We start from the raw sequence: 9,549 nt of genomic DNA, 5'->3' as shown, positions 1-9,549 counted from the left end.
ACCCCAGGAAATCCTGAGGCCGGGGATGTCAACATATCTGGCGTTGACTTTTGGCACGCTGTTGAGTTCTCAAGGAACGGACGCTTCCTTCGGACCGCCTTCCAGCGGACCCTCCGGGCTTCGTTCTTTCGTGTTTCCAGCTTATCAGATGTCTTCCGCTCCGTTTTCCGGAGTTTCATTCATCCAATCGGCTTTTGCCTTTCGGCGCTCCCGAACTCTACCAGAGTTTCTCGGGCCGTTTTCCCCGGTTGTTCTCGAATTCAAATTCGAGGACGTTTCCGAGGGGCCGTCCCGTGGGGCAACCCGGAGAACATTACGCACCGGGCCGCCCCACGTCAAACCGGCCGCAGCCGGGGACGGACGAGCGTCAGAGCTCGAACGGTGGGCGTCAGACCTCGACGACGACCGGCAGGATCATCGGCCGGCGGCGGTAGTTGTCCGCGACCCACTTGCCGATGGTGCGGCGGACGAGCTGCTGCACCTGACGGGGCTCCAGCACGCCGTCGCTCGCCGAGCGGTCCAGGGCCTCCTGGAGCTTGGCGACGACCGGGACGAACGCGTTGTCGTCGATGCCGGAACCCCGGGCCTGGATGGTCGGGCCGCCGATGATCTTGCCGTTGGTCGAGTCGACCGCGACGAAGACCGAGATGAAGCCCTCCTCGCCGAGGATCTTGCGGTCCTTGAGCGAGGCCTCGGTGATGTCGCCGACCGAGGAGCCGTCCACGTAGACGTACCCGGCCTGCACCTTGCCGACGATCTTGGCGACGCCACGCTCCAGGTCGACGCAGACGCCGTCCTCGGCGATGACCACGCGGTTGCGCGGCACGCCGGTGGCGATGCCCAGCTCGGCGGCCGCGCGCAGGTGGCGCCACTCGCCGTGGACCGGCATCAGGTTGCGCGGCTTGCAGATGTTGAAGAAGTAGAGCAGCTCGCCGGCCGAGGCGTGGCCGGAGACGTGCACCTTGGCGTTGCCCTTGTGCACGACCTTGGCGCCCCAGCGGGTCAGGCCGTTGATCACCCGGTAGACGGCGTTCTCGTTGCCCGGGATCAGGGAGGACGCCAGGACGACGGTGTCGCCCTCGACGATGCGGATCTGGTGGTCGCGGTTGGCCATCCGGGACAGCGCGGCCATCGGCTCGCCCTGCGAACCGGTGCAGATCAGCACGACCTCCTTGTCCGGGAGGTCGTCCAGCTGCTTGACGTCCACGACCATGTTGCCGGGGACCTTCAGGTAGCCGAGGTCGCGGGCGATGCCCATGTTGCGGACCATCGAGCGGCCGACGAAGGCGACCTTGCGCTTGTACTCGTGCGCGGCGTCCAGGACCTGCTGGATGCGGTGCACGTGGCTGGCGAAGGAGGCGACGATGATGCGCTTGTCGGCGTTGGCGAAGACGTTTCGCAGCGCCGCCGAGATGTCCCGCTCGTGCGGGATGAAGCCGGGGACCTCGGCGTTGGTGGAGTCCACCAGCAGCAGGTCCATGCCCTCCTCGGCCAGCTTGGCGAAGGTCGGCAGGTCGGTGAGGCGGCCGTCGAGCGGCAGCTGGTCCATCTTGAAGTCACCGGTGGCCACGACCATGCCGGCGGGGGTGCGGACGGCCACGGCGAGGGCGTCCGGGATGGAGTGGTTGACCGCGATGAACTCGCAGTCGAAGGGGCCGATGCGCTCGCGCTCGCCCTCCTTGACCTCCAGCACGTACGGGCGGATCCGGTGCTCGGCGAGCTTGGCCTCGATCAGGGCGAGGGTCAGCTTCGAGCCGATCAGCGGGATGTCCGGGTTCTCCCGCAGGAGGAACGGGACGGCGCCGATGTGGTCCTCGTGCCCGTGGGTGAGGACGATGCCGTCGACCTTGTCGAGGCGGTCCCGGATGTAGCTGAAGTCCGGGAGGATCAGGTCCACGCCGGGCTGCTCGTCCTCGGGGAAGAGGACGCCGCAGTCGATGATCAGGATGCGGTCGCCGTACTCGAGGACCGTCATGTTGCGGCCGATCTCGCCGAGGCCGCCGAGCGGAGTGATGCGGAGGGCGCCCTCCTTCAGGGCCGGGGGCGCGCCGAGTTCGGGGTGCGGGTGGCTCAAAAGACTCTCCTCACGACGCACGCCATATGTCCGGGGTCCTCCCCCTGGAGACATATGGCGTGCGTACTCAGTGTCGTTTTCCTACTGGGTCTGTGCTCTCGCGCCTTCGGTCCGGTCCAGCGGCGGACCCTCGGGAGGTCCGGCGAGCCGGGGCGCGCACGTCTGTGTCTGCTACAGGTGTACCCCGCCGGCGGCGAGATCCTGCTTCAATTTCTCGATCTCCTCGGGCGTCGCACCGATCAGGGGCAACCGGAGCGGACCGGCCGGCAGGCCCTGGAGTTCCAGTGCCGCCTTGGCCAGGATGACGCCCTGCGTGCGGAACATACCGCTGAACACCGGCAGCAGGCGCTGGTGGACGCTGGTGGCCTTGACCACATCGCCCGCCAGGTACGCCTCGATCATCGCGCGCAGGTCGGCGGCCACGACGTGTCCGACGACGCTGACGACGCCGGCGGCTCCGACGGACAGCAGCGGCAGGTTCAGGATGTCGTCGCCGGAGTACCAGGCCAGACCGGAGCGGGCGATCGCCCAGGCCGCCGCGCCGAGGTCGCCCTTGGCGTCCTTGTTGGCGACGATCCGCGGGTGCTCGCCGAGGCGGACCAGCGTCTCGTGGCTCAGTGCCACCCCGCTGCGGCCCGGGATGTCGTACAGCATGACCGGCAGCTCGGTCGCGTCGGCGAGGGCGACGGTGTGCCGGTACAGGCCCTCCTGCGGGGGCTTGCTGTAGTACGGCGTGACGGCCAGCAGGCCGTGCGCTCCGGCGGCCTGCGCCTGCCGGGCCAGCTCGGTGCTGTGGTGGGTGTCGTTGGTGCCGACGCCGGCCACCACGTGGGCGCGATCCCCGACCGCCTCCACCACGGCGCGGACGAGCCGGGCCTTCTCGGCATCGCTGGTGGTCGGCGACTCACCGGTGGTGCCGTTGACGACGAGGCCGTCGTTCCCGGAGTCGACGAGGTGCGTGGCGAGGCGCTGGGCGCCGTCGAGGTCGAGTCCGCCGTCGGCGGTGAACGGGGTGACCATCGCGGTCAGGACCCGGCCGAACGGCGTCTGGGGGGTGGAGATCGGAGCCATGCGTCCAAAGCTACTCGTAGGCGGTGGGGCGGTATCCACACCGGTCCAGGGTTCGGACAGGGGGCGGCGGCGGTGAGCGGTGGAAACAGGCGGTGAGATGGGATCCCGGTGCTGCCCGCTCGGGGGTTCGGGCAGCACCGGGATCCGTGTTCACGAATGTAGGGAGCGGTTAGAAAAGCCGCAATCCAGACATGCCAGACACACTGCCCATATGCCCGTCGTCGCAGGTCAGGGGGCGACCCGGCCGTGCTTCTCGAATGCCGCATGGGTGAGCGGCATGAGCTGCGCCCACTGCTCCTCCATCTGCTCGGCGACCATCTCGATCTCGCGCTGCGGGAAGGACGGCACCGCCGAGTTGTCCCGCTTGGTCCGCAGGGACAGGAAGTGCATCAGCGAGCGCGAGTTGCAGGTCGCGTACATCGAGGAGAACAGGCCGACCGGCAGCACCGCGCGGGCCACCTCGCGGGCGACCCCGGCGGCGAGCATCTCCTGGTAGCGCGCGTAGGACTCGCGGTACGCGGCCTCCATCGCCCCGGTGGTGGTCTCGTGCTGCTCGGGCGTGCCGGGGGTGAACTCGTACTTGCCCGGGCGGCCCTGCTGGACCAGCTTGCGGTCCTCCGCCGGGACGTAGAACACCGGGTCCAGCTGGCGGTAGCGGCCGGACTCCTCGTTGTACGACCAGCCGCTGCGGTGCCGGTGGAACTCCCGGAACACGAAGATCGGCGCGCTGATGAAGAAGGTCATCGAGTTGTGCTCGAAGGGCGTGCCGTGACGGTCGCGCATCAGGAAGTTGATCAGGCCCTTGGACTTCTCCGGGTCCTGCGAGAGCGCCTCCAGGGACTGCTCCCCCGCGGTCGAGACCCGGGCCGCCCAGATGACGTCCGAGTCGGCGGCGGCGCTGCGGACCAGCTCCACCGTCACGTCGCTGCGGAAGCTGGGGGCCGTCGGTTCGTCGCTCACGCGTTGCTCCTTGCGGGTTCGGTGCTGTGCAGCTTGATGGCGTGGTGCATGGTCTTGCGGGCTCGCGGGGTGTCACCGGCGTCGGCGTAGGCCACGGCGAGGCGGAACCAGACCCGCCAGTCGCCCGGCGCGGCCTCCGCCTCGCCCTGGCGGCGGGCGAAGACCTCGTCGGCCGAGGCCCGGTCGATCCGCCCCCCGGTGGTGCGCTTCAGCTCGTCCACCGGAAGGCCGCCCTCGGCCTCCAGCTGCCGGGCGAGCAGCTCGCTGTCCCGTCCGAAGCGGACGGTCTGGCGCAGGAACCAGACGCCGATCACCGGGATGACGAAGGCGCACACGCCGATGCCGATGCCGAGCGGCTTTCCGGTGGCGACCAGCTGGACGCCCTCGCCCACGCAGATCAGGGCGACCAGCAGCAGCACGCCGGACAGGACGAAGAAACCGGTACGGGAGGTCATGCCGGGCTCACAGGTCCAGGAAGTGTTCGAGGCCGAGGGTCAGCCCCGGCGTCCCGACGACCTTGCGCACGCCCAGCAGGATGCCCGGCATGAAGCTGCTGTGGTGCAGCGAGTCGTGCCGGATGGTGAGCGTCTCGCCGGTGTCGCCGAACATCACCTGCTGGTGGGCCAGCAGGCCGCGCAGCCGCACGGCGTGCACCGGCACCCCGTCCACGTCGGCGCCGCGCGCCCCGGGCAGGCCGTGGGTGGTCGGGTCCTGCTGCGGCGGGCGGCCGGCCTCGGCGCGGGCGGCCGCGATCAGCTGGGCCGTCCGGGTGGCGGTTCCGCTCGGGGCGTCGGCCTTGCGGTCGTGGTGCAGCTCGACCACCTCGACCGACTCGAAGTACTTCGCCGCGACCTGGGAGAACTTCATGCCGAGGATCGCGCCGATGGAGAAGTTCGGGGCGACCAGCAGGCCGAGCCCGGGGGCCTGGTCCAGCCAGCCTCGGACGGTGGCGAGCCGCTCGTCCGTCCAGCCGGTGGTGCCGGTGACCACGTGGATGCCGTGGTGCAGGCAGTGGTCCAGGTTCCCCATCACCGAGTCCGGGTGGGTCAGCTCGACGACGACCTGCGCCCCGGCGTCGGTCAGCTCCTCCAGCTTCGACCCGCGGCCCAGGGCGGCCACCAGTTCCAGGTCCGGCGCGGCCTCGACGGCCTTGACCGCCTCGGAGCCGATCCGGCCCCGGGCGCCGATCACGGCGACACGCAGCGTCATAGCGAAATGTCCTCTCACACCAGCAGATCGGCGAGCTTGGCGGCCCGCTTGTCGTTGACCGGGCCGATCAGCGCCAGCGACGGCCGGTACGCGCCCAGCACATCACGGGCCACCGCGTGGACGTCCTCCAGGGTCACGGCGGCGATCCGGCCCAGCATGTCGTCCACCGACAGGTGGTGGCCGTAGCTGAGCTCGGCCTTGCCGATCCGGTTCATCAGCGAACCGGTGTCCTCCATGCCGAGCACGGTGGAGCCGGAGATCTGCCCGATCGCGCGCTGCAGCTCCTCCTCGGTGATGCCCTCGGCGACCACCTTGGCCAGCTCGGCGCGGCAGATCCGCAGCACCTCCTCGACCCGCTTGGGCTGGCAGCCGGCGTAGATGCCGAACAGGCCGCTGTCCGCGTAGGACGAGGAGTAGGAGTACACCGAGTACGCCAGGCCGCGCTTCTCGCGGACCTCCTGGAACAGCCGGGAGCTCATCCCGCCGCCGAGGGCCGCGTTGAGCACGCCCATCGCCCAGCGGCGCTCGTCGTGCCGCGGCACGCCCGGCACGCCCAGGACCAGGTGGGCCTGCTCGGTGGACCGGTTGAGCACCTCGACCTTCCCGGCCGTGCGCAGCGCCTTGACGCCGCGGCGGGCCTCGGCGGGCGCCGCGTCGGAGCGGGCCAGCATCGGCGCGAAGGCCTGCTCGACCTGCTTGACGACCTTGCGGTGGTCCAGGTTCCCGGCCGCCGAGACGACCAGGTTCTCGGGCCGGTAGCGGCGGTGGTAGAAGCCGGCGATCTGGTCCCGGGTGAGCGCCTTGATGGTCTCCTGGGTGCCGAGGATCGGGCGGCCGAGCGGGCCCGTGCCGTAGATCACCCGGGCGAACAGGTCGTGCACCACGTCGCCCGGGTCGTCCTCGGCCATCGCCATCTCCTCGAGGATGACGCCGCGCTCGGCGTCGACGTCCTCGGGGCGGATCAGCGAGCCGGTGAGCATGTCGCAGACCACGTCGATGGCCAGCGGCAGGTCGGTGTCCAGGACCCGGGCGTAGTAGCAGGTGTTCTCCTTCGCGGTGAAGGCGTTCATCTCCCCGCCGACCGCGTCCAGGGCCGCCGAGATGTCCAGCGCGCTGCGCCGCTCGGTGCCCTTGAAGAGCAGGTGCTCCAGGTAGTGCGTGGCGCCGTTGAGCTGCGGGGTCTCGTCCCGCGAGCCGACGCCGACCCAGATGCCGAAGGTCGCGGACCGCACCGTCGGCAGGGTCTCGGTGACGACCCGCAGGCCGCCGGGGAGGACGGTGCGGCGCACCGTGCCGGCGCCGTCGACGCCCTTGAGCAGGGTCCGGGTGCTGCCGGGACGCTGCTTTACCGCCGGGGCCTGCGCCACGGGGGGTACCTCCAGAGGAAACGCACGCGAGGAAGGCACGTGCGGACGTAAGCGTGTGGACAACGGGGTGCGGCCCGCACGCCGGGAGGCGTACGGGCCGCAAGGGGTCAGCTAGCGGCGCTTCACTCGGAAGCGGCCTCGCCGGCCTCCTCGCCCTCGACGACCGGGATCAGGGAGAGCTTGCCGCGCGGGTCGATCTCGGCGATCTCGACCTGGACCTTGGCGCCGACGCCGAGGACGTCCTCGACGTTCTCGACGCGCTTGCCGCCGGCCAGCTTGCGGATCTGCGAGATGTGCAGCAGGCCGTCCTTGCCCGGCATCAGCGACACGAACGCGCCGAACGTCGTGGTCTTGACCACGGTGCCCAGGTAGCGCTCGCCGACCTCCGGCATGGTCGGGTTGGCGATCTGGTTGATCGTGGTGCGGGCGGCCTCGGCGGCCGGGCCGTCGGCGGCACCGATGTAGATGGTGCCGTCGTCCTCGATCGTGATCTCGGCGCCGGTGTCCTCCTGGATCTGGTTGATCATCTTGCCCTTGGGGCCGATGACCTCACCGATCTTGTCCACCGGGATCTTGATGGTGATGATGCGCGGCGCGTTCGGGGACATCTCGTCCGGGGAGTCGATGGCCTCGTTCATCACGTCGAGGATGTGCAGGCGGGCGTCCTTGGCCTGCTTCAGCGCGGCGGCGAGCACCGACGCCGGGATGCCGTTCAGCTTGGTGTCCAGCTGGAGGGCGGTGATGAAGTTGCGGGTACCGGCGACCTTGAAGTCCATGTCGCCGTACGCGTCCTCGGCGCCGAGGATGTCGGTCAGCGTGACGTAGTGGGTCTCGCCGTCGATCTCCTGGGAGATCAGGCCCATGGCGATGCCGGCCACGGCGGCCTTCAGCGGCACACCGGCGTTCAGCAGCGACATGGTCGAGGCGCAGACCGAGCCCATCGAGGTGGAGCCGTTGGAGCTGAGCGCCTCGGAGACCTGGCGGATGGCGTACGGGAAGTCCTCGCGCGAGGGCAGCACGGGCAGGATGGCCCGCTCGGCCAGCGCGCCGTGGCCGATCTCGCGGCGCTTGGGCGAGCCCACGCGGCCGGTCTCGCCGACGGAGTACGGCGGGAAGTTGTAGTTGTGCATGTAGCGGCGACGCGTCTCCGGGGAGAGCGTGTCCAGCTGCTGCTCCATGCGGAGCATGTTCAGCGTGGTGACACCCAGGATCTGGGTCTCGCCGCGCTCGAACAGGGCCGAGCCGTGCACCCGCGGGATGGCCTCGACCTCGGCGGCCAGGGTGCGGATGTCGGTGACGCCGCGGCCGTCGATGCGGATCTTGTCCGTGATGACGCGCTCGCGGACGATCTTCTTGGTCAGCGCGTTGTAGGCGGCGCTGATCTCCTTCTCGCGGCCCTCGAACTCGGGGAGCAGCTTCTCGGCGGCCAGCGCCTTGACGCGGTCCAGCTCGGTGTTGCGCTCCTGCTTGCCCGGGATGGTCAGGGCCTGGGCCAGCTCGTCCTTGACGGCGGCGGTCAGCGCGGCGAGGACGTCGTCCTGGTAGTCCAGGAAGACCGGGAACTCGCCGGTCGGCTTGGCGGCCTGGGCGGCGAGCTGCGACTGCGCGGCGCAGAGGACCTTGATGAACGGCTTGGCGGCGTCGAGGCCGGAGGCGACGATCTCCTCGGTCGGCGCCTCGGCGCCGCCCTCGACCAGCTTGATGGTCTTGTCGGTGGCCTCGGCCTCGACCATCATGATCGCGACGTCGCCGTCCGGCAGGACGCGACCGGCGACGACCATGTCGAAGACGGCCGACTCCAGCTCGCTGTGGGTCGGGAAGGCGACCCACTGGCCGTTGATCAGCGCGACGCGGACGCCACCGATCGGGCCGGAGAACGGCAGGCCCGCCAGCTGGGTGGAGGCGGAGGCGGCGTTGATCGCGACCACGTCGTACAGGTGGTCGGGGTTGAGCGCCATCACGGTGACGACGACCTGGACCTCGTTGCGCAGGCCCTTGACGAAGGACGGGCGCAGCGGGCGGTCGATCAGGCGGCAGGTGAGGATCGCGTCCTCGGAGGGCCGGCCCTCGCGACGGAAGAACGAGCCGGGGATGCGGCCCGCGGCGTACATCCGCTCCTCGACGTCCACGGTCAGCGGGAAGAAGTCGAAGTGCTCCTTCGGCTGCTTGGACGCGCTGGTGGCCGACAGCACCATGGTGTCGTCGTCCAGGTAGGCCACGGCGGAGCCGGCGGCCTGACGGGCCAGGCGGCCGGTCTCGAAGCGGATGGTACGGGTGCCGAAGGAACCGTTGTCGATCACGGCTTCGGCGTAGAACACGTTCTCTTCCACCTGGAAGATCTCCTCTTTCGTACGTCTCCGGGAGAGCGTCCCCGCGCACTTCCTGCCGGTGGCCCTGGGTGCCCCCGTCAGGGAGGGCTGCAGTCGGGCCGGTCTTCGATCGAAGCCTCCGGAGTGCCCCGCTCGGTCTGCGGGGGTTCCGACGGCCACTACCGAGGACCGGCGCCTCACGACTGCCGGGCCGGGGCGGGCGTTCCGCGTCTGGACGCTCTCTCGGATGCGGGCGGCTTCCGTTTGAAGCCTTCGTCCCGCGGGGGGTTCGGGTCTGTCTGCCCGGGTGGCGCGCTGGTGCGCCATCACCCGGCATGCCCACAACCCTACGGTGCAATCCTCGGCCACCCGGGGAGGTGCGCGCGAGTTGTTATGTCAGGGCGCCGCGGCCCGACGGCCGCGGCATACGCGCGAGGGGCGGCTCCCCGGTGTGGGGTCCCCCCCCCCGGCGGGGGGGATTAGGGCGCCCCCCGCCGGTCCCCGCCTCGTTCCCAGGGGGTGGTAGAGAGTTCAGCTTCTCCAGAATTGAGAGTTTTGA

General features: G+C 70.0%; 7 protein-coding genes. All 7 read right to left on the bottom strand.

Annotated features, from left to right (window positions below):
• Window positions 1–388: 388 nt before the first annotated feature.
• A complete protein-coding gene (locus ACFV0O_RS29250) occupies window positions 389–2,074 on the bottom strand; it encodes a ribonuclease J (protein ID WP_380346649.1) in 1,686 nt (561 codons plus the stop codon).
• Between the two features lie 171 nt (window positions 2,075–2,245).
• Window positions 2,246–3,145 carry a 4-hydroxy-tetrahydrodipicolinate synthase gene (gene dapA / locus ACFV0O_RS29245; RefSeq protein WP_380346648.1) on the bottom strand — a complete coding sequence of 300 codons (900 nt, stop codon included), beginning with the start codon at window positions 3,143–3,145 and terminating at the stop codon, window positions 2,246–2,248.
• Between the two features lie 228 nt (window positions 3,146–3,373).
• Complete coding sequence (gene thyX, locus ACFV0O_RS29240) at window positions 3,374–4,105, bottom strand: FAD-dependent thymidylate synthase (RefSeq protein WP_360263241.1); 732 nt, start codon at window positions 4,103–4,105, stop codon at window positions 3,374–3,376.
• Window positions 4,102–4,560 (bottom strand): tetratricopeptide repeat protein, encoded by a 459-nt coding sequence (locus tag ACFV0O_RS29235; protein ID WP_380346647.1) that lies wholly within the window; start codon window positions 4,558–4,560, stop codon window positions 4,102–4,104. The genes thyX and ACFV0O_RS29235 overlap by 4 nt, the downstream gene beginning before the upstream one ends.
• A 7-nt stretch (window positions 4,561–4,567) precedes the next feature.
• The gene (dapB, locus tag ACFV0O_RS29230; RefSeq protein ID WP_360263247.1) at window positions 4,568–5,314 is read right to left on the bottom strand and encodes a 4-hydroxy-tetrahydrodipicolinate reductase; all 747 of its coding nucleotides are present in this window, start codon (window positions 5,312–5,314) and stop codon (window positions 4,568–4,570) included.
• Window positions 5,315–5,328: 14 nt separating this feature from the next.
• The gene (locus ACFV0O_RS29225) at window positions 5,329–6,681 is read right to left on the bottom strand and encodes a pitrilysin family protein (RefSeq protein ID WP_360263249.1); all 1,353 of its coding nucleotides are present in this window, start codon (window positions 6,679–6,681) and stop codon (window positions 5,329–5,331) included.
• A gap of 122 nt (window positions 6,682–6,803) precedes the next feature.
• Window positions 6,804–9,011, bottom strand: coding sequence for a polyribonucleotide nucleotidyltransferase (locus tag ACFV0O_RS29220; protein WP_360263252.1), 2,208 nt, complete (start codon window positions 9,009–9,011; stop codon window positions 6,804–6,806).
• Between the last annotated feature and the right edge of the window lie 538 nt (window positions 9,012–9,549).

The organism is Kitasatospora sp. NPDC059577 (assembly GCF_042735475.1).
In the GTDB taxonomy this organism is placed as follows: domain Bacteria; phylum Actinomycetota; class Actinomycetes; order Streptomycetales; family Streptomycetaceae; genus Kitasatospora.
The sequence above is the reverse complement of the archived record's forward strand: the minus strand, read 5'-3'. Positions and strand labels throughout refer to the sequence as shown.